The sequence below is a fragment of the Capnocytophaga catalasegens genome (assembly GCF_026005215.1).
GTDB classification, from domain to species: Bacteria; Bacteroidota; Bacteroidia; order Flavobacteriales; family Flavobacteriaceae; genus Capnocytophaga; species Capnocytophaga catalasegens.
Genome location: NZ_BPMA01000040.1, coordinates 1 through 21,750, shown reverse-complemented (window position 1 = coordinate 21,750; position 21,750 = coordinate 1). Strand labels below are relative to the sequence as shown.

Genomic DNA, 21,750 nt, shown 5'->3' with positions numbered 1-21,750 from the left:
GTAGCAGGGTCAAAATACGAGGTAACCATACGGGTAGCTTCGTTGATACCTCCTACGCCATTGCCCTGAGCAATGGAAAATTGTGTAACTCCTATCATCGTCAGCAGAAGGAGTCGTTTTAGAATTGATTTTCGCTTCATTGATAATCTGTTATTTTAAAATTTGGTGCAAAAGTAAAGGAAGACAAAAAGCTGGGAGCAAACGTGGTAGCAAGTGGCAGAAAATGGCGGGGGATGGCTTGTTGTTTAAAAAAAAATTGTAGCTTTGCAACGTGAATTAAAAAAGAATAAACAATGACTACCAATATAGCAATAAATAGAGGCTCTGAATGGAGAAAATGGGATTTACACATACATACTCCTCTTTCAATCTGTCAAGATTATGGAGGAGATTCAGAAGAAGTATGGGAGAATTTTATTACTTCACTCGAACAATTACCTCATGATGTTAAAGTTATAGGAATAACTGATTACTACTTCATTGATGGTTATGAAAAAATTATGGAATATAAATTCAAGAGGAGACTTTCGAATATTTTCAAAATATTTCCTATATTGGAATTTAGGATAGATACTTTTGGAAGTGGTAATGAAAACAAGTTACAGAAAATAAACCTTCATATCTTATTCAATATTGATGAAAATGATATAGTTAATGAATTAAAAACTATTCGGGAGGAATTTATAGATCAAATAAAGATTTCATCATTGGAAACTCATATAACAAAAAAGCTATCAAAAGAAAACTTTATTAGTATAGCAGGTAATTTACAGGCAGGATTTAATTCATTAATTCCTTCAACAAAAGAAGTTTTAAATATAATCAGATCTGATACTTGGAAAAATAAAGTTTTTCTTTTTTTAGGATATAAAGAATGGAGTAATCTTGATAAAAACCAACAAATCAAGCCTTTAAAGGAAGATTTATATTCTAAGGTAGGTGCTTTTTTTAGTAGTAATGCTAATAATGTTGAAAAAAACCAACAATGGTTAAATGAATTTGGAAATAAGAGGTTACTACACTCATTAGACATTCATAATTTTAATGATCTGAAAAAAGAAAATTACTGTTGCCATACATGGATAAAAGCAGACTTAACTTTTGAAGGGTTAAAACAAATAATTTATGAGCCTGAAGAAAGAGTAAAAATACAAGAGAATAAACCTGAAGAAAAGTCAGGTTATCAAGTTATTGATAGGATAGAAATTTACCATCAAGACTTTCAAGAGAAAAAAGAAAATGAAGAGACTATAGAAGAATATAAAACTATCTTCTTAAATCCCAACTTAAACACAATTATAGGAGGAAGATCTACTGGAAAATCTATATTACTTGGTGCAATTGCTAAAAAACTTAACTCAGATAAAGATGTAAAACTTGATAATACAGAATATTCTCAATATATAGATGAAATAGTATCAAGTATGAAAATATTTTGGAAAGATGGTGATGAAAATAGCACACGCGATATTGAATATTTTCCACAGAGCTATATGTACCAGTTAGCTAAAGATTCCAATGAATTGAATAAATTGGTAAAAAACATTATAATACAAGATGCCAACAAGAAAACAAAAATAGAAGCATATCAATCATTTAGCTCAGATAACAATAGTAAAATAATAGAAGATATTAATAAACTATTTAAAGCAAAATCTACTATTGATAGTATTCAAAAGAGTATGACAGAAATAGGTGATAAAGAAGGTGTTACCAAAGAAAAAGAAAAATTATCAACAGAGTTAGAGAGTTTAAAGGCTAAAATACAGATTACAAGTAATGAATTGATTAGTTATTCTAATTTAAAAAATGAATATGATAAAAACATTAGTTCTATTCGAGAAATAGAACAACAAAAAATATCTCTTTCTGCATTAAAATCTCTTTCAATAATAAATGATATAAGTCTTAATCTTATAGACTTAACGGAAGATATTAGGGATCAAGTTAATAGGGTATACTTAGATTTAAAACAAAGATATTCAGAAGAATGGAATGAAAAAATAGAAACTATTTTAGCACAAAAAGAAACTGAAATAGTGAGAATAAAAGACAGGAATGAAAGTATAGAAAAAGATGAGTTATATTTAAAAGGTAAGTCCGTTATTGATAGTAACCAACAGTATAAAGAAAAGGAAGAAAAGTATAAAATAGAAAATAGTAAACTTGAAAAAATAACAGAATTAGAAAAACAAAGAGATGAATATGATAATTTTATTAATTCATTAAAATCCTCTATTATAGAAAATTCAAAAAAATATTATACAGAATTACAAAGAATACAAAATGAATTATCTGTTTCTTCTGGAAGGTTAAAAATAACAGCCACAATAAATACAGATTTTCCAAAATACAAAAATATCTTGTATAGTAGCATAAATCAACAAGGTGTTCAAGGAAAACAAATTATTGAAAAATCAATAAATACAACTCAAGAACTATTTGAAGATATCTCTAGTATGTTTGAGTTATTATTATCTAATTCTATAACATTAAAAGGAGGATATGACAATCAAAAACTCATAAAAGAACTATTAGGAACTAATTTCTTTAATATTTCTTACGAAATAGAATATGACACTGATAAATTTAAGGCTATGTCAGAAGGTAAGAAAGCTTTTATCATTTTAATGTTACTATTAGATTTCAGCAAAAAAGAATGTCCTATATTGATTGACCAACCTGAAGACGACTTAGATAATAGAGCTATTTATAATGAATTAGTAACTTATATAAAAAGCAAGAAAAAAGAAAGGCAAATTATTATAGTTACACATAATTCCAATATTGTCATCGGAGCGGATAGCGAATTAGTTATAGTTTCGAATCAGCAAGGCGTAAACTCTCCAAATAAGAATAATAGGAAATTTGATTATATCTTTGGAAGTATAGAATCTTCAATGGAAAAAGATAACACTATAAGTGAAATTCTATATAGTCAAGGAATTAGACAGCATATTTGTGAAATACTCGAAGGAGGAGAAACAGCCTTTAAAAATAGAGAAAAAAAGTATGGATTTTAACTTTAACAAGATATGAATCAGCAAGACATACTACACTTCTGGAGAGATGTTGAAATTTTCAACCTTCCAAACTTTCCCAAAGCCAATCAAGGACAAGGAAGGCTTTATCCATTGAAGACCTTTTCTTCATTGCCTTGGCAACAAACTCGCCCAACAGAGAAAAACAAAAAATGGAGTTACGCTCTATTTTTTGGTAAAATCTCTCAAAAAACGATAGTAGCGTATGTAGATAATCTACTAAAAAATAAAGTAAAAGAGGAATGGGAAGAACCTATTGATGGCTACACTTGTTTGTCCTGTATAAACCTTGATGAAGAAGGAAAACCCAACTTCAAAAGTTATACAATAGCAAGTTATGTGGTAGGGTTAACGCTTCTTACAAGAAGGAAAGATTTATCTCTTGTAAAAGAAGAATTAGAAGAGAGTAGTTTAAAATTTTTAGAAAGGTACAATATACCTCAATTTAATGAAGCTAAAGAAGAAATACCAACAGGCGATACTGTTTCTTGGGAACATATCAAAAATGAAATAGCCTACTTAAAAGAAGAAAATCCTTGGCTCACGCAAGATATTGAAGTATACGTTCTTGAAAAACAAGTTAAAAAAGATACTGAATCTGAAGTTCCTTTCCTAAATAGTTTTTTCTTAGATGATTTGAACAGACTTATTGCTTCAAATGATTTTAGTCCTACTTTACAAAGTTATTTAAGTCTTTCTGTAGCTGATAAAAAGCAAGATTTAATACAAAACAAACAGTATCTGTTTAACACTATAAATCCGCAGAACCTCACAGCGGGTAGATGGCCATCGAAAATTGAACATGGCTTATGTACTGCACAAATGGGAGCTGTAAATACTATTCTTTCAGAACTCGAATATTCTGGGGTACAAGGTGTAAATGGACCTCCAGGTACAGGTAAAACAACTTTACTTTTAGATGTTATTGCTGAAGTTATTGTAAGAAGAGCTAAAGTTTTAGCTGATTTAGGTTGCGATAAGCTATTCAATGGACATCAGAAAGTAGATATAAGTGATTCCTCTTATCTCTTTATATACAAACTTGCTCCTAAATTGCTTAACAATTTTGGAATAGTAGTAGCAAGCAACAATAATTCAGCAGTAGAAAATATCAGTAAGGAGTTGCCACAAGCAGAAAAAATTGACAAAAACTCTTTCCCTGAAGCAGACTATTTTGCAGATTGCGCCTCTAAGATAACCGATAAGGAAAATTGGGGTATCTTAGCCGCTGCTTTGGGTAATTCTGCTAACAAAATTGCTTTTTACAATAACTTCTGGTGGAACTATAAAGAAAATGAAAGAGACTTTTCTACAATATTAGAAGAGAACCTCAATAATGAAGCTAAAAACCAAGAACTTTTCAACAATTCTGTAAAAGAATTCAAACAATTATTGTTGTCTTTTGAAGAGTTTAAGAAGAAGGCTACTAACCAATACTTAGAGGATAATAAAACAGAAAATACAAAATCTGCTTTGGAGGCTTTTGTAAATTGTCTTAAGACAGGAATACTCTCTCCAAAAAGCAAAGTAAGTGAGAATAATTTAGAAGAACTAATCAATAAATATGGGATTGAAACAAAAAATCTATTCAATGAGGAATTTACTTCTAAAGACTTAAAAGAAATACACTTACTTAGTCCATATCATTCTAAAAAAGTAGCAACTTTACGTAGTCAGATTTTTCTAAAAGCATTAGAAATACACAAATATGCTATCTTAGCTAATGCTAAGAAATTTAAGAATAACCTAAAATCATTCTTTGAAATGATTTTAGGAAGAGCTACGGTTTCTAAGGAACTAACAAGTATTTTATGGGATTCTTTCTTTTTATGTGTTCCTGTTGTCTCTACCTCCTTAGCTTCTGCAAGTAGGCTTTTCCCTAATATTGATAAGAATCAAATTGGATGGTTACTTATTGATGAAGCAGGACAAGCTACTCCACAATCTGCTGTAGGGCTCATACAACGTTCTAAGAGATGTGTAATAGTGGGCGATCCTCTACAAATAGAACCTGTGGTTACAATATCTAAAAATTTGGTCAATAAATTCAGAAATGACAAGGGTATTCCAGAAGTATGGTCTCCTTATGCATCTTCTGTTCAGAGGTTAGCTGACAGAATATCTGTTTATGGTACCCAAATAGATGAAAACACTTGGACAGGCTTCCCTCTCAGAACACATAGAAGATGTCAAGACCCTATGTTTTCTATAGCTAATAAAATTGCATACCAAGATCAAATGGTATTGGGAACCTCTACAGAAAAGTCTTCTGAAAAATATTTAGGGGCTTCTTGTTGGTTTGATGTAGTAGGAGGTGGAGAAGGAGACTCTCAAGTGATAAAGGAGGAAATAGAGTTCCTTGCACAAAAAATAGCTGAATTGAGGGAGACATACCAAGACAATGTTTATGTAATTTCTCCCTTTAAAGCAGTAGCTAAAGAATGTGACAGAGTATTAAGAGAAAGGTTTAATGACCCAAAATTACTTTGTGGCACTATCCATACTTTTCAAGGAAAAGAAGCTGATGTAGTATTCTTAGTTTTAGGTAGCCAACCCAATAGAGAAGGATCTCGTAGATGGGCTTCTGAGAAACCTAATATGCTCAATGTTGCTGTAACACGAGCTAAAAAACGCTGTTATATCATAGGAAATAAGAATTTATGGGTGAAACAACCTATCTTTGCCGTAGCAGATGAAATTCTGTGCGACATAGCTACTCTCACACAAACTCCCTAATATCAAACTCCATTTTACTTTCTACGGTTTTAGGCAACGCCTTCTCCAAGAGCGCACTTACTTTAAGTGTCGCTTGGGAGATAAGGATTTTATAAAAAAGGAGAAAAAGGAGTTTATAGTCTAAGGATTTTTTTGTATTTTTGTAACGTGGATAAAACGGCACTCTATTTTTAGCACTTTTTAAATCTTAAAACTATGGGAATTTTCAAGAAAGCAAATAACATATACATTACTGTTCGTGCCACTTATACCTCTATAAGTGGCTCTTCTTATGAAGAGGCTGAGGAAGTTATCATAGAAGCAACTAATGGTGATTTAGAGCTTATTAGTCAAAAAAGAGTAATAATGCAGGGATTGGGAAAAGAAGATGGAGAACAGAAGATTGAACAGTCAGAATCTAACGATAGTGATAATGAACCTGACTTTTTTATCCATTTTCGTTTACCAAAGAAATATGATGGAGATTTTGGCTTTGATTGGTTAAGAAAAGAATATTTACCAATTGATGAAGGGGGGGGCAAGGAATATGTGTTTCAGACATTAATGATTTAAAAAAAGAATATCATAGTGAAGATGTGGAAAATCCTTTTTCTTTAAGAGGAAAAGACTATTATTGTTCTTTTTTAAATGTTTTTCCAAATAAGAAAATTAAATTGAGCTTAGTCCGCGAAAACTTAATAAATCCACCGTTAGATAATAGCGATATTGTTATTTATTTTGATTATGAGGAGAATTATTTTGAATTTTCATCTTCTGAATTTAATTTTACAGAAATTCCTTCAGAAGGAGATAGTGGTTATAAAGAAATAGAACTCACTTGTATATCTCCTTTGACGAAAAATACTGAAATAAAAATAAAGATAAGGGAGAAAGACGACCCTAAAAGAGAGGACGACCCTGAAGTAGGAAAGCTAATGGTAATGAAAAACGATATACAATATAAATTAAATGTACGTTTTGTAGAAGTGGAATTTAAAGGAAGTCTTTTTAAGAAACATAATATAAAAATTAGAGAAAACGAGGAGGATAAGGAATATCACATAAAAACATCCTTATCTTTCTCTAATGGAAAAATTAAATATAAAAATAATAGTCCTAATGTATTAGATAAAGAAAAAAAAGTAATTACAGAAACAACTATTGAAAATTGGAAAGATTATGTAAAAGATAATAAGCAACTTTTTAAAAATCTCTTACAACAATCCTTTATTATTTATAATCCTAATGAAAATTATAGAAAAATTACAATTGACTTTGGGGAAAATAGAGAATATGGGACAACAGATTTTGAAAATAAAGGAGTTAATAAAATAAATTCTACAATAGTTAGTATAGAGAAAAATTTTATAAATATTAAATATGATGATAAAGAGATAATGAATTTTTTATCAGGATTAATAGATTCTTATAAAGAAACATATAAAGAAGAAGAAAAAGGAGTTATTGTTTTTCTGCTTCCTATAAATATAAAACCTATAAAAGTAGGAGAAAATAAATATTTAAATAATGCAACAAATATATCCATTTTTTGGGAAGAAAACAGAAAAGAACAAAAGGTTATAATATATGATGCTTTTTCAGATAGTCTTTTCAAAGAGGGTAAATACATAATGTTAGTTAATAATCATATAGATTTTATAAAATCAACATTAATCCACGAAATAGCTCATACATTAGGATTATTTCATCCATTTCAAAAGAGAGAAATAGACCCCATTACTAATAGAATACTCGATCCTATATTCATATTTGAAGAGTATAAAACTGATAATATAATGGATTATCCTTCTGAAACTAATAGAATTAAAAAACAAGAAAGTTTTTTCAAATGGCAATGGAAGATAATGCAAAATGATGATATTGACTTAATACCTGAAAAGCTATGAGAAACTTTTTATATTTATTACTTTTTCTGAGTACTACTATATATGCTCAGAAAGATACTATTGTTATAAAGCAATCTGATATTAATCATATTAAGAAAACCTCTTCCCATAGCCCAAGAGGAGGCATAGAAATAACATCTTATCATGCTTTAAATAATACAGGGAAACCATTAGACGGATTTTATAAAGTAATTGTTGGTAACAACAGCTTCTACACTTGTTATTTTGAAGTTGGAAATAAAAATAGTCAGGTGAGTAACAACATAGTGAAGTATTACAAGGATAATAAACTTTATAAAATAGACATCTATTACCCTGAATTTTATGAAAGTACCTTTTATTATACCATAACCCCTTTTGATTGTAAAATGAAAAAAGTTACTATTTATAAAAAGAATATACTAAGAGAAGAAGTTGTAGATACACTACAGGCTAAAAAGAAAATTAGTGGAAAATTCGTGAGATATAAGGTGTATAATAAGAAAAAATCATTAAATGTATTTTATCCTCGAGAAGATATTTGTGAATGTGAAAAGAAATAAACTTTTTTGATTTATATTTTGAAACATATTCTGATGATATTTTTAAAGAAGGTAGATACATTATGCTCAATAATTTGAATGATAATGGTAATTTAAATAATTTAAGAGATGCAATACTGATACATGAAATAGCACATACATTAGGATTAATACATTCTTTCCCAGAATTTGTAACAATAGATAAAGGAAGAGTTATTCCTATTGTTCCTCTTTTTAAAAAGGGAGAAACAAATAATGTAATGGATTATCCTTCCGAAAATGAAGAGAATAAAAAACAAGAAAGTTTTTTTAAGTGGCAATGGAAAATAATGCAAAATGATACTAATGATTTAAAAAATAAATAATTATGAAGCAGTTTTTATATTTATTATTCATTTTAAATTGTGTCATTGCATATTCACAGCAAGATACAATTACCATAAATGAACATGATATATTTATTTATGTATACACATAAATATGTAGGTCCTAGAATTGGTTACAGCTCAGTACCCTATTATGTCTTAAAAGAAAAAAAGGAAATACTGAATGGATTTTATAAAGTAATTATTGATAACAATACCTTTTATACATTACACTTTCAAAACGGAAGTAAAAGTGACTGGAAAAAAGATAGAGTAATTAAATTTTACAAGAGTAACAAACTCTATAGATTAGATATCTATTTTGCTGATTCTGTTTCTGGTCTCTCTTATTATTCTATAGATAATTTTAATTGCAAAGAAAAAAAACAATAATATATGAAAAAGATTATTGGAAAGATTATATCAAAGATACTTTGTATGCTAAACAAAGGATGAAAGGGGATAAAATTAATTGGAAGTTTCGCAAATTAGGGCGTTTAGGAAATTTTTATATTTCTAAAAAACTTTGTGATTGCCCTTAGAAAATCAATTCCCCCTCACACAAACTCTCTAATATCAAACTCCGTTTTACTCTCTACAGTTTTAGGCAACGCCTTCTCCAAGAGTGGAGTTGTCTGGGACATAAGGATTTTATAAAAAAAGGAAAAAAAGGGGTTTATAGTCTAAGGATTTTTTTGTATTTTTGTAACGTGAATAAAAAGACACTCTGTTCTTAGCACTTTTTAAATCTTAAAACTATGGGAATTTTCAAGAAAGCAAATAACATATATATTACCGTTCGTGATACTTATACCTCTATAAGTGGCTCTTCTTATAAAGAGGCTGAGGAAGTTATCATAGAAGCAACTAATGGTGATTTAGAGCTTATTAGTCAAAAAAGAGTAATAATGCAGGGATTGGGGAAAGAAGATGGAGAACAGAAGATTGAACAGTCAGAATCTAACGATAGTGATAATGAACCTGACTTTTTTATCCATTTTCGCCTGCCAAAGAAATACAGTGGAGATTTTGGCTTTGATTGGCTAAGAAAGGAATATTTACCGAATAGTGAAGGAGGTGCAGATGTTTGTGTTTCAGATATTAATGACTTAAAAAAAGAATATCATAGTGAAGATGTAGAAAATCCTTTTTCTTTAAGAGGTAAGGACTATTATTGTTCTTTTTTAAATATTATTCCAAACAAGAAAATCAATCTATCTTTAGTTCGTGAAAACTTAACTGAAACGCCAATTAATAATAGTAACCTTATTATTTATTTTGATTTTAATAGTGATTTGTTTGAGCTTTCATTAGCTGAAATCAACTTTACAGAAGTTCCTTTGGAAGGGAACGGAAAATTTAAAGAAATAGAACTTACTTGTAAATCACCTCTAACACAAAACACAGAGATTAAAATAAAAGTAAAAGAAAAGGGAGCTTACAAAGATGAAAAAGACCCTGAAATAGGAAAGTTAATGGTAATGAAAAACGATGTACAATATAAATTAAATGTACGCTTTGTAGAGGTAGAGTTTTGTGGAAGTATCTATCAGTATATTCCTACCAAAACAACTTTATCATTTTTTCCTAATAAAATAAAATTTTATATTGAAGAGGATTTTATAAGAGAAGAAGATAGAAAACGAGATTTAAAACCTACTACTAAAAATTGGAAAAAATACATAGAACATAATGAGAAACTCTTTAAAAATATTTTGCAACAAACTTCTATAATTTATAATCCAATAAAAGATAATAAAAACAGAATTGACTATAGAAAAATCAGTATTAATTTTGGTAATCTCAGAAATATCAAAAATAAAATTAATGGAGATGTTCTAGGAATTAATAGAATTATTAATTCAATATCAGATATTGGAGGGATTATAGAATGTCAAAACGGCAATGAATTATTAAACTTTTTAAGGGGTTTAATTGATATATATAAAGAAAATTATACAGAAGAAAAAGGAGTTACTGTTTTTTTACTTCCTATGACAATTAAAATGGCTCCTTTTGAATATATTAATAGTATTGGAGAAAGAGTAAGAGACGATGGTAAACTTGATGCTTTTGCAGATGAGATAAAGAAAGAAGGTAGGTATATAATGTTAATGTATAATCATTCTCTTTTGAGAAATTCAACTTTAGTTCATGAAATAGGACATACTCTAGGTTTAACACATTCTTTTGATGAAGTTATAACAGAGGCTGATATCGTTCAAAAACATCTTTTTGAAAAAAGACAAACAGAAAATATAATGGACTACCCAGATAAAAAGAACTTAAATAAACAAAAAGAAATGTTTTGGAAATGGCAATGGTTAGATATGCAAAAAGACACAAATGATCTTCAAGAATTATGAAAAAGATTTTATTTTTATTACTCCTGATAAATAGTAGTCTCTCTTATTCTCAAAAAGATACAATTACAGTACGAGAGTCAAACATAGCTTTTATTAGCCAAGACATCTATATAGAAGACCCAAGAATAGGAATATTAACAACTGATGTTTATATTTTAAAAGAAGAAAAAACTCCACTAAATGGTTTTTATAAGGTTATTATTAATAATGATTATTTCTATACTTTAGCTTTTGATAAAGGTAGTAAAATATTAAATAATGGAAATATTATTAAGTATTATAAAAACAATAAAATATATAAGTTAGATATATACTACCCAACATTTTATGAACATGAATATTACTATACTATAGAACCCTTTAATTGTGATGTAAAAAAGACAAAGGTATACATAAAATATATTGAAAATGATAGCAAAACAAAATCTATTTTTAGAGCCCGGCAAATTATTGACGAGAAGTATATAGTATGGACGTTTATAAAAAAAAATCACCCTCAATCAATATCTTTTCTCAAAGAACGTATTTGTAATTGTGATCTACCTGAAAATAGAAAATAATAAATTAAAAACAGAGAGTATCCCTTTACGCAAACTCCCTAATATCAAATTCTGTTTTACTCTCTGCAGTTTTAGGCAGCGCCTTCTCCAAGAGCGCACTTACTTTAAGAGTCGCTTGGGGCAAGGCTTTTTCTATGGCTTCTAATAGGCTGGTACCCTCTACTTTTTGCAGTAACTCTATGTTCTCGGTGGTAACTTCTTCTTTATCCTCAGAGAGGAAAGTAGCTACATTTTCCAAGTCCTCAAATGAAAGCCCTGTAGCAAAATCATTGTCCTCTGCCTCTGTACGATAACTGCGCAAATCCTCTTCCTCATCTTCAAGACTTACGGTAGATTCCTCATTCCATTCTGCGATAATGTCCTGTTGCTCCTTTTCTGTCAAGGGGATAGCTGTAGGGGTTACCTTTGCAGGAGGTACAAACCTGCTTTCCCCCATTACTGAAGTTGAAGGAGCTGGTTTGGGTATAGGGGTAGCTTTAGGTTTAGTAGCTATCTTTTTAGAATGTGTTATAGGCATTTTGTCCGATAGCAACAACAAAATCACCACGATAAGCAGTAAAATGATAATCTTTTCCATTGTTAAAATATAGGTTTGTATTTCTGTTCAAAACTCTGTGTAATTTCCTCTTGGTACTGCTCAAAATGCGCTTTGAGCACATTATCCAAATAGTTGTACAGACTGATCTTGTCTTCTCCTATCACCTGTACAATGCGGGCTATTCGCTGGTGAAACTCAGGGCGTATATACACCGATTTTCCTTCCCTTGCTGAAGTCTCTCCTTGCTCAAAAAAATAACTTTCATACTCGTAGAGTTCTGCCTTTTTCTTTTTGGCAGGAGCTGGTTTCAGGGGTGCTTTTTCTGTCTCTATCGGATCCGTAGCAATGGAAGGGGCAGGCGTGGGTTGCTTGCCTGCCATTAGCTCCATTAGCTCGTTTTCGTCTATGGGTTTTACTGTCTTCATATCTTTAGGTTTTACTGAATAATCTGTACCAACTCATCAATAAAGTCGTCCAAATGACAAGCACTCATCAACTTCTCATCAGCAGGCATTAAGGTAGAACGGAATACCAATCGTTGATTCTCTGTGCCGTCTTTGCGAAAACGCTTGCTATCAGAGATATAGGCTTGCATCAGGTTCAAACCTAAATCAGCGATCACTTGCTCATAAATCTTGTACAAAGGCGATTTTTCTCTCCCATCTACCTGATTCCAAAACAAATGCACGCTTTTAATAGTACTTTTGGTATTCTTAGCGATGATATTGGAAAGTACCTCAGTAAAACTCAAAGTACTTTCAATCACCACTCTATCGGCAGTGATAGGTGAGAAAATGTGATGCATTTGTGCCAGCAAGGTCAATATCCCTGCGGTGTTTACTGTCCCTGGCATATCAAAAAGTATAACCTCTATAGGGAAAGGTGTCTCTGCGATGAGCTGTTGAGCCTTTTCGAGGGCTTCATTAGGCTTACATTGTATTATGGGATATGCCTTTTTGTTTAGCTCACTAAACTGCCTATGAGCAGCTTTCTTAAAATGCTCGTTGTTCATCACTGTTTTGAGGTCTTGTTCTCGCATTCGGTGTAGGCTGTATTGTGGATAATCACAATCCATCACTGCTACATTGTAGCCCATTCGGTAGTGTAGCAAGCTAGCTACTAAGGTGGTAAAGATACTTTTTCCTACCCCTCCTTTTTGGGTAGAAAAGCTAATGAATTTTGTCGTTGATGTCATATATATGTGTTTAAATATGTTTGTAATTCAATAAGTATATAAGTGCATAGCTATTCAAATACAACTATCTGTAATTAGCCAATTATCTAACTACCTCTATAAGTAAGTATTTACTCACATAAGTAATTGACTAATTATCTAATTACTTATGTATATACATACTTCTGTAGCTTTATAGCTTTGTAGCTACATAGCTACCTAATTGCATTTTTACTTTTGTACATACTTGCTTTGGTATGCGGGTGCAAAGAAACATACAAATATACATATAGCCTTATGTAGGGTTGTAAATGGCTTTGTAAGGAAGTGATTGGCTTTGTGTTATATACAAATCCTTTGCTAAGAAATCACTTGTTTTGCACCCTGAAATCACTTTACCCGCTCGTAGTGTTAATTTCTCTTTTTATGGCTAATTAAAATTCAACCGTTAGGGAGAATTTTCTATTCACCCGAACAGAGCAAGTTGTGTTTTGAGGCATGCAGTAGCCGTATAGGCACCTCAAAACCACTTGCCCTTGCAGGGAGCTTAAAACGCACTCCGAAGTCGTGGTTTTCTACTAACACTGAATTTATATGACCTTACAGAAAACAACTCACAAACGCCCCATAGGTAGAAATAAGAAGATAAATCCTGCTTCTTTTAGATATGTCTTTCGACTAAATGAAGAAGAAATACTTCTATAAAAATAAAAAATAGTAAACATTTTTTTGGTTTTAAAAATAAAAGTCTTATCTTTGTTGCACCTTTTAATGAATTGTATAATCTAAAATTTCATAGAAATACCAATAAAATATAAAGTTATCCAAAGAGGGCAACCAGGTGTTGCAGGTGGAGGAACAAAGAAATACTATGCCTCTGCCAACCTTACAGGTGAAAAATCCTTAGCTGACCTTACTAAAGACATTGAAAAAATGTGTACTGTAAATGGCGCAGATATCCGGGCTGTGCTTTATGCTTTGGTAGAGGCAATGCAATCTTCCTTGTCAAACGGGCAAGCCGTACGATTGGGAGAGCTTGGAAGTTTACGCGTAAGTATAGGAAGTGAAGGAAAAGCGACAGAGAAAGAAATAAATTCTTCTTCCATCAAAAATGCTAAAGTTATCTTTACACCTGGAAAAGACATCAAAAAAATGCTTGACACGCTTGAATACGAAAAAATGTAGTGTGTCTTATCAAAAGGTAAGTGTATGTTTAAATTAACACACACTTACCTTTTTAAGTAATTAGTTATATTATTATAGAGCAATGCCTATATTTTTATAAAGCGATGCTTATATTTTTTCAAAACAATACTTATATTTTTATGAGTTATTAATTATGATTGAAAATCAACCGTTTAAATAAAGTATTTAAACAATAACTAAAATAGATAAAAATATGTCAGTAATAGCTAAGTTATACTTCGATGGAGGAGAAAGAACCCTTTTAAGTTATAACTTCCAAGCAAATAAATATTTAGGGAATAATGGACATCCTTCTTTCTTAAAAGAAATGGTATTCAATGTATCATTCTATCCTGAAAAAGGAGATGAGTTCTTTTATCGTTGGGTACTCAACAAAAGTGAAGAACCACAACGGGTAAAGATAGTGCTTTACGATATAATTTGGAAACGAGTGGTAGAGCAACACGAAATTATTTATTCCACAGGAGTAAAATTTGAAAGTGAATTTGATCACCAAAAAGGCACTATAAACCATCTAACAATACCAGTACTAACCCTAATTACCAACGAAATATATTACACCGATATACGCTTTGGAGGATATATTACTGGTGAACTTGAGAGACAAAAAAAGGTATCTAAAGAACCCGAAATTGTAGGGTATTACTTTAAGGATATAGAAGGAAATCGTATAAGCCAAGATGAATTAGAGCCTGAAATGGAAATATATTTATATCTTGAAACTGAAAACGCTTCAAACCAAACGCTCACTATAGACCTAAACGACCCTCGCATTGATTATGAATACGAAGGTCAAATAGTAGAAAACGATGTTCTAAAAGATATTGCTATCACAGGAAATACTACTCGTATCAAATTAAAAACTGTTGAACCTAAAAATTAAACCTAATGGCAGAAAATCAAAAAACAAATATAGCTACTGTACGTTTTAGTAGTGGTGTGGGAAATACATTGCAAATTAAGTTTCCAAAGGTAGTATCTTCTCAAAAAGATAATACTGAATATATCTATTACACCAAAGAGGGAGCTTTTCTTGGTGGCAATGAGAATAGTAGTAAAGTTTATATTACTACACAAGAAGAATACAATAAATCGAAAAATAAATGGTCTTCAATTAACAAAGAAGAAAATTTATTAAAATTATTTGATAATCCGATTTCTCATAAGGATTTTCTTTCCTATGCTGGAATTATTAACGGTGAAGCAAGTGATAAAAATAGTGTAAGTATTGGGATTCCAGAAAATGAATTAAAAGAAGAAAGATACTGTTTAGGGAATGCCATATACAATTATATGAAGAAAGAAAAGATTCTTTCTATTCCAAAAATTCCTTCAAGTTACACATATGCAAAAGCAGACAAAACTCCTGGCTACAGATATATTACAGAATCTAAACCTGAGAATAGAAGCGATCAATGGTTTAAAATAACTATTTTTTCTGTTATAAATGCTATAACAGGAGGTAAAGACTATTCAAATGGATCAACTCATTGGGATGGTGGAGATGTTTTTACAGGGAATAGTGATAAAAAACAAAAATATGATCCAATGGCACACTTTAGACAAAAGTCTTTATATTATGATTCTCGTGTCATTGGTATTTATGATAAGAATAAACTTTCCAACAATATGTATAATAATTTAAAAAAATATTATACCAAATATGAAAGACATAGGGAAAAACATCTAAAACCATTACATATGTACACTACAGCTGAACATTATGTTCTTGTTGGTATAAATCCTAAAGACACTTCAAAACTACAAACCATAGACAATGAAAAACCAAAGGTATCATACAAATGGAAAGATTCCACTGTAGAATTAGTGAGTGGTCCAGGAATTTTAAAACTTACTCTATATTGTTTATGGGAAGTAAGAACTCAAAAAGCTTGTTCTATTTTTTACAGTCAGTTAAATGATAAATATCCAGTAAAAAAAACTAATAAAAATAAAAAGAGCAAATGAGAATAATATTTTTATTTTTAAGTTCGTTATACTTATTTCAATGTAGAAATAATGTTAAGGATAATAATGTGAGTGTAAATGACAATAACAATGTTCCTTTCACCTTTTCACTGCCCGATAGCATTGCCCAAAAATATAAAGAAACTAAACATTTCAATTTTCTTGTAAGTAAAAATACCGATTTACAAGAGGATATAACCAATGCATTCGATATCCACGAAGAGATAAACTATCAAGAAACAACTTTAGAGCCTAATTTGCTATTATCTATCTTTACCTTAGGAAATACAGTATATGATTTTGTAGTGAGAGACAAGAAAGTTATCTTTAAAGATATAGCATCAATATATCGTGCTAAAAGAAACTTTAAATACAAAGATTGGAATCACGATGGCAAGAAAGACATTGTGGAATACTATCAACAATGTGAAGCAGGATGTTTAGGTTATTCCGAACATATGATGATTTACGAGGTTGAGAAAGATACTGTTCTATTAACAATTCAACTACCTTTAAAAGAAAGAGTATGCTATCTTTCCGAAAAAATAACAAGCATCACAACCTATACTTATAAGGTAAATAAATCCAAAATTTCAGTTAAGAAGACAGAAGGTACACGTAGAGATTGTAACGCTAATGACATACAAAAAGTTGAAGCCGTTACTTATAAGAAATTTTTATTAGATACGATCACTGATAAGTTCTCTAATGAGTTTTAAAAATCTTCACTACCTTTGTTGTGTAATTTTCAAAACATAATCTGATGTCAGTAATAGCCAAATTATACTTCGATGGAGGAGAAAGAACCCTTTTAAGCTATAACTTCCAAGCAAGTAAACTCTTGGGAAGTAATGGTCGTTCCTCTTTCCTAAATGAAATGGTCTTTAATGTATCATTCTATCCCGAAAAGGATGATGAATTCTTTTATCGTTGGGTACTCAACAAAAGTGAAGAACCACAACGGGTAAAGATAGTGCTTTACGATATAATTTGGAAACGAGTGGTAGAGCAACACGAAATTATTTATTCCACAGGAGTAAAATTTGAAAGTGAATTTGATCACCAAAAAGGCACTATAAACCATCTAACAATACCAGTACTAACCCTAATTACCAACGAAATATATTACACCGATATACGCTTTGGAGGTTATCTTACTGGTGAAATTGAAAGACAAAAGAAAAAGCAAACAGATACTGAACCAGAAGTAATAGCTAAATATTATACTGATTTAGAAGGCAATAAAATTGAAGAAGCTACCATAGGACAAGAACTGTATTTAGTATTAGAAACTAAAAATATGATAGGTAGAACAGTTGATATTGACTTATCCAATAACGAAAGAGATTTTGAATATAAAGGGCAAGTTTTAAAAGATGATATACTTGGTAATCTCACTATTAATGAAGATATACAACAGGAAAAGTTGAAAATAGTTAAACCCCAAAAAGAAATAGAAGAATAATCTATGGCAAATTTTAAAATAAAACCACCGCAATTAAAAATAAAAGCAAAACAAATATCCAATGTCTTTTTTGCAAAAGAGGTAAAGAACAATAGTGGAAATATCTCTTTTGAAAAAATAAAAGAAGGTTGGGTAGATAGCAAAATGTATATTGTTATCGAAACAGAGAACTTGGAAAAAGGAGATACTATCAAGGTAAATATACTTCAGTATATAGAGAGTAATAAAACTGTTAATCTCTCTGACCAAGATTCTCAAGAATTAATTATTACAGTTGGCAATTATGAAGGTAAAGGAGGTACTGCTACACAAGCTATAACTCCAATATCTTTAGGAATTAACAAGAAAGAGAAAAAAGATTTTCCTCATTTTATTCTTCAAAAAGAAAGAACCCTTTATGTAGCAATCTCTGTTGCTGCTTTAAAAGAAGGAAAAATAAACAAAGAAGTTTGCTATAATTTAAAAAACTATAAGTATAACTATATTGATAATCCCAATATATGGTATGGTTTAGATACTGCATTTTACCTTAACAAAAGAAAACCTATCATAGTAATTGATCCAGGTCATGGGTATATAAAAGGAAATACAGGCACAGCCTGCCGTATTTATAGACATAAAGTAAAAGACACAGAAGGAAACCCTAAAAAAGATAGTGAAGGAAATTTCATATACAAAGATTCAGATATAATGGAATTACCTGAGTATGTAATAAATGAATATAAAAAATGGGGTGTTTCTGAAAAAGAAGATAGTAAAAGAAATGAAAGAGGCTTAGTTTTTGATGTGGCAGTTAAATTTTCTGAAATATTAAAAAGTAAAGGTTATGAGTGTTATTTAACTCGTACTGAATCTACAATAAAGGGAACGGATAACCAAGAAACACGTGCAAAAAGAATAAAAATAGCAAATGACAACCAAGCAGATTATTTCATATCTATACATTCAGATGGAGGTACTTTTAACTCTTTTGGTTCTCATACAATTTACCCTCAAACATTAGATGAAAATATTAAACATAAAAGCAAACAATTAGCAGAAGATATTTATAAATATTACAACATCATCGAAAAAGAAAAAGATTCTCCTAAAGAAGATATTAGAGGATTACAAGTCCTTAGTTCTTCTAACAAAACAAAAAGAAAAGTGTTGGTAGAATTAGGTTTTTTAACAAATCCTCGTGAAGCAAAAGCTTTATTTAGTAATATTGATAAAATAGCAGAGCAATTAGTTAAAGGATTAATTTATAACATCGAAAACTCCTACTCTAATGATACGATGGATTAATTACATATTATACCTTTATTTCACTGTGTCTTGTATAAACAGGAATATACATAAAGAACATTTCTACAATACAAAAGTAGTGAAACCTGATAGTATTATTTCTTATATAGAAAGATTAGATTCTATCAACCTCCAACCTATGTATGGAGAAGAACATATTTTCTATAAAGATTCTATTTTTTATAGAGGGGAAGATACAATTAATAGCAAAGAAATACACTTGAAATATTCTTCAAAGGGTAAATTGAAGAATAAAGCGTACTATGGATATATAGAAAATTCTAAATACCTTAGACCCCTTACTGAATTTTACTATGATGAAAAAGGAAGAGTCTTAGAGTATGTTTATTATTTCCCTGAAAAGGATAGTATTATTTATGATAAAGATACTGTTAGATGTAGTGAGTTACATATTATATATGATAAAAAAGGAAATATAGTAGAGAAAGTTTGTCAAGGGACTGTTAAAAATGAAGATGTTAATACAGGAATGTCTGTTGGTACATCATATCATTATAAAGATAATAAACTTATAAAAGAACTCTATTTCCATAATGCTAAAAGAGGCAACGACTATATTCTCCATAAAATATATGATGACAAAGGAAGGTATAAAGAAATCTACACTAATAACTATATGCTATATGAAAATGATAGTATAGTCCTTTCTCCAAAAGAAATAAAAAGACGTACAAAAACTAAAAAAAGATAAAACAAATGGAATGATTTCTTTGTGGAGTCGCCTATCATTCTCTTAGCTGCTATTATTTGGTTTTTGAAGATTTATGAAGGGGGGGGGGGGAAGTACTGTACCTTCCCGCACGCCATTGAGCTATTAAACAAGCCCTATGCGGATATATTTACCATCTTAACCTCCTACTCAGAGCTTGAAAACTACCTATCGCCCTTTATGGACGCTTGGCAGGGAGGAGCACAAGACCAATTACAGGGACAGATAGCCTCAGCCAAAATACCGCTCTCAAGGATGATTTCTCCACAGCTCTATTGGGTAATGACAGGTGATGATTTTTCATTGGATATCAATAATCCTAAAGAACCTAAAATCCTTTGTGTAGGCAACAATCCTGATAGGCAGAATATCTATTCAGCAGCTTTAGGCTTGTACAATTCACGCATTGTAAAGCTCATCAACAAGAAAGGACAGCTCAAATCCTCTGTGATTATTGACGAGTTGCCTACCATTTATTTCAGAGGCTTAGACAACCTGATAGCTACTGCTCGAAGCAATAAAGTAGCCGTTTGTTTAGGTTTCCAAGATTATTCTCAGCTCACTCGTGATTATGGCGATAAGGAAAGCAAGGTGATACAAAATACGGTGGGGAATATCTTTAGCGGACAAGTAGTAGGGGAAACAGCTAAAACCCTTTCTGAACGTTTTGGAAAGGTATTGCAGAAAAGACAATCTACTACGATTAACCACAATGACACTTCTACTTCCATATCTACACAATTGGATAGTTTGATTCCTGCCAGCAAAATATCCAATCTTACTCAAGGGATGTTTGTAGGAGCTGTTTCTGATAATTTTGACGAGCGTATTGAGCAGAAGATATTCCACGCTCAGATTATAGTAGATAACGAGAAAGTAGCTGCTGAGACCAAAGCCTACCAGAAAATACCTCAAATCCTCTCCTTTGAAGACAAAAATGGAGAAGACCAAATGCAACAACAAATACAAGCTAACTATAAGCAGGTAAAAACCGATATCATCCAATTCATCACCGATGAGCTCACCCGTATTGAAAACGACCCCGAATTAGCACATTTGATAAGGAAAGAAGAGGGAGGAGTTCACTAAACCTTATTCTCGTTACAAAATAATCTCCACTGTTTAAATTATTTTTAGGTTGGTAGATAAGTATAGAGTCGTCTATACCATCTCCATTTAAATCCTTTTTCTTTGAATAGACGATTTTATCTATGCTATTATCTCCAAATACTAAATCTCGCCATTTACCTCCTCTTTTAACAAATACATCAGCAAGAGAATACCTATCTGTTCTATCAGGATCACTTAAATCGGCATTTGCTTTGATGAGTAGTTTAGCCATTTCGTAGTTGTTCTTTTCATACGCTATCAACAGAGGTGATTCCCGAAAGAATTCTTCAGTATAAGGCAAAGGTACACATTCTGTAGAAGCTCCTTTTGTAATAAATAGCTTACTACTGGTAGGCTGTTGGATTTACAAGCTATGATAAGAGGACTTGATTGAATAATATATGAACTTCCTGGTAGCAGATAATCACCATCAAGTCCTAAATGTTCTTTATAAACATCTTCAAAAATATATTTTACCAAGGACAAGTTGCCACTTTCAAGGGCTACTAAAAAAGAATCAAATTTTTCCTCTCCTTTTTGTTTTGCGAAATCTCTATCAGCACCTTTGGCAAGAAGTGTTTTCACGGCTTCTAAAATCACCTTTTTTGCAAGCTAACCCTAATTGAGTGTATTGAAAGCCACCTTCATTAAAGCAAAAATCATCAATATTAGAAGTATCCTCCTCTACGGCTTCAGTAACTGTAGTGGTGGCTACAGAAATAGCTGGTTGTGGGTTACCTTTAAAAGAATAATTACTATTATTTCCTATATGAGGCAAACTAGCCCACTCTAGACTT

The 21,750-nt window shown here is 30.9% G+C and carries 21 protein-coding genes and 2 pseudogenes; 16 read left to right on the top strand and 7 right to left on the bottom strand.

What is annotated here, in order from left to right; genetic code table 11:
- A pseudogene (locus tag OO775_RS14090) lies at positions 1–98 on the bottom strand (conjugal transfer protein); the annotation flags it as partial.
- A gap of 195 nt (positions 99–293) precedes the next feature.
- Between OO775_RS14090 and OO775_RS10630 the strand changes: the two are divergent.
- The 8 genes from OO775_RS10630 to OO775_RS10595 all read left to right on the top strand — a co-directional run bounded on the left by OO775_RS10630 (position 294) and on the right by OO775_RS10595 (position 11,475).
- A complete protein-coding gene (locus OO775_RS10630; protein WP_264847095.1) occupies positions 294–3,023 on the top strand; it encodes a TrlF family AAA-like ATPase in 2,730 nt (909 codons plus the stop codon).
- A 12-nt stretch (positions 3,024–3,035) separates the two neighbouring features.
- Complete coding sequence (locus OO775_RS10625) at positions 3,036–5,777, top strand: AAA domain-containing protein (protein ID WP_264847094.1); 2,742 nt, start codon at positions 3,036–3,038, stop codon at positions 5,775–5,777.
- A gap of 195 nt (positions 5,778–5,972) precedes the next feature.
- A complete protein-coding gene (locus OO775_RS10620) occupies positions 5,973–6,329 on the top strand; it encodes a hypothetical protein (RefSeq protein WP_264847092.1) in 357 nt (118 codons plus the stop codon).
- Positions 6,330–6,352: 23 nt separating this feature from the next.
- Complete coding sequence (locus OO775_RS10615) at positions 6,353–7,663, top strand: zinc metalloprotease (RefSeq protein WP_264847091.1); 1,311 nt, start codon at positions 6,353–6,355, stop codon at positions 7,661–7,663.
- A complete protein-coding gene (locus tag OO775_RS10610; protein ID WP_264847088.1) occupies positions 7,660–8,205 on the top strand; it encodes a hypothetical protein in 546 nt (181 codons plus the stop codon). The genes OO775_RS10615 and OO775_RS10610 overlap by 4 nt, the downstream gene beginning before the upstream one ends.
- A 74-nt stretch (positions 8,206–8,279) precedes the next feature.
- Positions 8,280–8,549: a zinc metalloprotease gene (locus OO775_RS10605; RefSeq protein ID WP_264847087.1), complete on the top strand. Its 270-nt coding sequence runs from the start codon at positions 8,280–8,282 to the stop codon at positions 8,547–8,549.
- Between the two features lie 758 nt (positions 8,550–9,307).
- On the top strand, positions 9,308–10,915 hold the full coding sequence (locus OO775_RS10600; RefSeq protein ID WP_264847085.1) for a zinc metalloprotease: 1,608 nt from the start codon (positions 9,308–9,310) through the stop codon (positions 10,913–10,915).
- Positions 10,912–11,475, top strand: a complete 564-nt coding sequence (locus OO775_RS10595) for a hypothetical protein (RefSeq protein ID WP_264847084.1) — start codon at positions 10,912–10,914, stop codon at positions 11,473–11,475. Before OO775_RS10600 ends, OO775_RS10595 begins: the two co-directional genes overlap by 4 nt.
- Before the next feature lie 25 nt (positions 11,476–11,500).
- Here the strand turns inward: OO775_RS10595 and OO775_RS10590 are convergent, their stop codons facing one another.
- The 4 genes from OO775_RS10590 to OO775_RS10575 form a co-directional block, all read right to left on the bottom strand.
- The gene (locus OO775_RS10590) at positions 11,501–12,052 is read right to left on the bottom strand and encodes a hypothetical protein (protein ID WP_309297251.1); all 552 of its coding nucleotides are present in this window, start codon (positions 12,050–12,052) and stop codon (positions 11,501–11,503) included.
- Between the two features lie 2 nt (positions 12,053–12,054).
- Positions 12,055–12,438, bottom strand: a complete 384-nt coding sequence (locus tag OO775_RS10585; RefSeq protein WP_264847083.1) for a DUF3408 domain-containing protein — start codon at positions 12,436–12,438, stop codon at positions 12,055–12,057.
- Positions 12,439–12,449: 11 nt separating this feature from the next.
- Positions 12,450–13,208, bottom strand: coding sequence for a ParA family protein (locus OO775_RS10580; protein WP_264847081.1), 759 nt, complete (start codon positions 13,206–13,208; stop codon positions 12,450–12,452).
- Positions 13,209–13,649: 441 nt separating this feature from the next.
- Complete coding sequence (locus tag OO775_RS10575; RefSeq protein ID WP_264847079.1) at positions 13,650–13,772, bottom strand: hypothetical protein; 123 nt, start codon at positions 13,770–13,772, stop codon at positions 13,650–13,652.
- Between the two features lie 216 nt (positions 13,773–13,988).
- Here OO775_RS10575 and OO775_RS10570 point away from each other — a divergent pair, with 216 nt between their 5' ends.
- The 8 genes and pseudogenes from OO775_RS10570 to OO775_RS10535 all read left to right on the top strand — a co-directional run.
- Positions 13,989–14,372: an HU family DNA-binding protein gene (locus OO775_RS10570; RefSeq protein ID WP_264847096.1), complete on the top strand. Its 384-nt coding sequence runs from the start codon at positions 13,989–13,991 to the stop codon at positions 14,370–14,372.
- Between the two features lie 214 nt (positions 14,373–14,586).
- Positions 14,587–15,276, top strand: a complete 690-nt coding sequence (locus OO775_RS10565) for a hypothetical protein (protein ID WP_264847076.1) — start codon at positions 14,587–14,589, stop codon at positions 15,274–15,276.
- A 5-nt stretch (positions 15,277–15,281) separates the two neighbouring features.
- Positions 15,282–16,361, top strand: coding sequence for a hypothetical protein (locus OO775_RS10560; RefSeq protein ID WP_264847074.1), 1,080 nt, complete (start codon positions 15,282–15,284; stop codon positions 16,359–16,361).
- Between the two features lie 68 nt (positions 16,362–16,429).
- The gene (locus OO775_RS10555) at positions 16,430–17,080 is read left to right on the top strand and encodes a hypothetical protein (RefSeq protein WP_264847072.1); all 651 of its coding nucleotides are present in this window, start codon (positions 16,430–16,432) and stop codon (positions 17,078–17,080) included.
- Between the two features lie 44 nt (positions 17,081–17,124).
- A complete protein-coding gene (locus OO775_RS10550; RefSeq protein ID WP_264847070.1) occupies positions 17,125–17,826 on the top strand; it encodes a hypothetical protein in 702 nt (233 codons plus the stop codon).
- A gap of 3 nt (positions 17,827–17,829) precedes the next feature.
- Positions 17,830–19,113 (top strand): N-acetylmuramoyl-L-alanine amidase family protein, encoded by a 1,284-nt coding sequence (locus OO775_RS10545; protein ID WP_264847068.1) that lies wholly within the window; start codon positions 17,830–17,832, stop codon positions 19,111–19,113.
- Positions 19,097–19,825: a hypothetical protein gene (locus OO775_RS10540; protein WP_264847067.1), complete on the top strand. Its 729-nt coding sequence runs from the start codon at positions 19,097–19,099 to the stop codon at positions 19,823–19,825. The genes OO775_RS10545 and OO775_RS10540 overlap by 17 nt, the downstream gene beginning before the upstream one ends.
- Positions 19,826–19,828: 3 nt before the next feature.
- Positions 19,829–20,932: pseudogene (locus OO775_RS10535) on the top strand (TraM recognition domain-containing protein); the annotation flags it as partial.
- A gap of 279 nt (positions 20,933–21,211) precedes the next feature.
- Here OO775_RS10535 and OO775_RS10530 read toward each other — a convergent pair.
- Together OO775_RS10530 and OO775_RS10525 are read right to left on the bottom strand one after the other, a co-directional pair.
- Positions 21,212–21,553: an ankyrin repeat domain-containing protein gene (locus OO775_RS10530; protein ID WP_264847066.1), complete on the bottom strand. Its 342-nt coding sequence runs from the start codon at positions 21,551–21,553 to the stop codon at positions 21,212–21,214.
- Positions 21,510–21,750, bottom strand: a 241-nt coding sequence (locus tag OO775_RS10525) for a hypothetical protein (RefSeq protein ID WP_264847064.1), incomplete at its 5' end; no start/stop codon positions are given. The genes OO775_RS10525 and OO775_RS10530, both read right to left, overlap by 44 nt.

Coding starts and splice junctions, on each gene's coding strand:
- OO775_RS10545 (WP_264847068.1), top strand. CDS start 17,830: ATGGCAAATTTTAAAATAAAACCACCGCAATTAAAAATAAAAGCAAAA.
- OO775_RS10560 (WP_264847074.1), top strand. CDS start 15,282: ATGGCAGAAAATCAAAAAACAAATATAGCTACTGTACGTTTTAGTAGT.
- OO775_RS10540 (WP_264847067.1), top strand. CDS start 19,097: ATGATACGATGGATTAATTACATATTATACCTTTATTTCACTGTGTCT.
- OO775_RS10600 (WP_264847085.1), top strand. CDS start 9,308: ATGGGAATTTTCAAGAAAGCAAATAACATATATATTACCGTTCGTGAT.
- OO775_RS10610 (WP_264847088.1), top strand. CDS start 7,660: ATGAGAAACTTTTTATATTTATTACTTTTTCTGAGTACTACTATATAT.
- OO775_RS10590 (WP_309297251.1), bottom strand. CDS start 12,052: ATGGAAAAGATTATCATTTTACTGCTTATCGTGGTGATTTTGTTGTTG.
- OO775_RS10630 (WP_264847095.1), top strand. CDS start 294: ATGACTACCAATATAGCAATAAATAGAGGCTCTGAATGGAGAAAATGG.
- OO775_RS10565 (WP_264847076.1), top strand. CDS start 14,587: ATGTCAGTAATAGCTAAGTTATACTTCGATGGAGGAGAAAGAACCCTT.
- OO775_RS10595 (WP_264847084.1), top strand. CDS start 10,912: ATGAAAAAGATTTTATTTTTATTACTCCTGATAAATAGTAGTCTCTCT.
- OO775_RS10550 (WP_264847070.1), top strand. CDS start 17,125: ATGTCAGTAATAGCCAAATTATACTTCGATGGAGGAGAAAGAACCCTT.
- OO775_RS10585 (WP_264847083.1), bottom strand. CDS start 12,438: ATGAAGACAGTAAAACCCATAGACGAAAACGAGCTAATGGAGCTAATG.
- OO775_RS10580 (WP_264847081.1), bottom strand. CDS start 13,208: ATGACATCAACGACAAAATTCATTAGCTTTTCTACCCAAAAAGGAGGG.
- OO775_RS10620 (WP_264847092.1), top strand. CDS start 5,973: ATGGGAATTTTCAAGAAAGCAAATAACATATACATTACTGTTCGTGCC.
- OO775_RS10625 (WP_264847094.1), top strand. CDS start 3,036: ATGAATCAGCAAGACATACTACACTTCTGGAGAGATGTTGAAATTTTC.